This window comes from Segatella buccae ATCC 33574, from assembly GCF_000184945.1.
Lineage (GTDB): Bacteria > Bacteroidota > Bacteroidia > Bacteroidales > Bacteroidaceae > Prevotella > Prevotella buccae.
This window is the reverse complement of the sequence record NZ_GL586314.1, coordinates 1-1,406: the sequence shown is the minus strand read 5'-3', so window position 1 is coordinate 1,406 and position 1,406 is coordinate 1. Positions and strand designations below refer to the sequence as shown.

The 1,406-nt window shown below is 50.6% G+C and carries 1 protein-coding gene; it reads right to left on the bottom strand.

The annotated features are described in order from the left end of the window. Nucleotides 1–18: 18 nt before the first annotated feature. Nucleotides 19–1,347: an IS1380 family transposase gene (locus HMPREF6485_RS13020; RefSeq protein ID WP_044126538.1), complete on the bottom strand. Its 1,329-nt coding sequence runs from the start codon at nt 1,345–1,347 to the stop codon at nt 19–21. Between the last annotated feature and the right edge of the window lie 59 nt (nt 1,348–1,406).

Genomic DNA, 1,406 nt, shown 5'->3' with positions numbered 1-1,406 from the left:
TTAAACCCAAATCGGTCATTAGGATTTCTCAGTGTTGTATGGCAGTGAGAAATCCTTCAACTTTTCCCATATTGAAAGAAACGACTTTCTCGTTTTCAACGACCTGGCCAGGTATAGGATGTGCTTGTCTTTCTTTTTCCCCAGATATGCGGGAGTGGAAATCAGTTCGTACCGGATTGTCTTGAGAAACTTCTTTTTGTCCGAGTTAATCAAGGCATGACGGAACAGGGACATGAAGTTGTATGCCATGACGATGAAATTGCCACAGGCCTCCGTTGCCCAGAAGTTGTGCGACACGAAGTCGTCTATCGAGAAATCGTACTTAAGCTCCTTGATCCTGTTCTCGGAGTCGGCCCTGCCCCGGTACGAGTCATATACAATCTTGGCAGGCAATGCAAGATTCGTGACGAAGCAGCTGTATCTGTATTTCCCGAAATCCTGCTCATCCTCAAAAAGCTCGAGCTGCCTGACCTGCTTGCCCGCTGCCTTAGGCCGCTTCTCAACCTCCTGCCTTACCATGACGATACGCCTCGGACTGTCCCAATGCTCCGCTTGGTAAGTGGTTTCCGCTATTTCCAAACCATCTGCCACCTCCACCCATGTCTTCTCATGCGTCAGGCTGTACTTGATGCGGTTGTTGAGCCGGCAGGCTATGATGTAGCTCAACTGCCTCTGTTCCAGATACCCGAGTATGTTCCCCGAAAAGAAACCGCTGTCCATGCGGATGAGTCCCACTCTCTTGTCTTGAAGCCGTGACAGCGTGTCTTCCAGAAAGGACAGGTAGTTGGTGCTGGCAGAGGTGTTGCCGGGGCGCAGCCAGTAGTTGGCTATCATCCGAACGTCCGACACGAAGGCCAGGAGCGGATGATGAGAGGGCCTGCCCGGACGCTTCGGGTTATACCCCTTGGCTGCTCCTTCCTGACTGCCCTCACGGACCATGACCGTGGAATCGAAGTCAAGCGTGTAGTTGTCAAACACCAACTCGGAAAAGAACCAACTGAACAACTCGCTGAACACACGCTGGTTGGTCGCCTGTGAGAACTTGTTGAGATAACGCTGGTATGCCCTGTGGTCAGCTCCGCGATTCCATCCCAAAAGATTGCAAAGGGCGGTGTCATATCGGACAATGTCAAGGTGTCCGAAGCGACTCGCACCGCACCAGACTCCTGCAAACAATCCAAGTATGATCTGTACGGGGTTGTACCCTCTGTTGGAGCCTTGGGATGGAATGCCGCTTTTCACGAGCTGCTCGTCAAAATGGCATCTGTCGAGCATCTTCAGAAACAGGGAAAGGCCTCCAAATGGCGTAATCTCCTTGTTCACAAACTTTATGTCATAGTCACGCATCATAGCTATAGCTCTTCTTTTGCGTGGTAAAGATAGTAAATTGTTGGCAATCAGATAAA

Bases quoted from the DNA above. Each gene is read 5' to 3' on its own strand.
- HMPREF6485_RS13020 (WP_044126538.1), bottom strand. From the start codon at position 1,347: ATGCGTGACTATGACATAAAGTTTGTGAACAAGGAGATTACGCCATTT.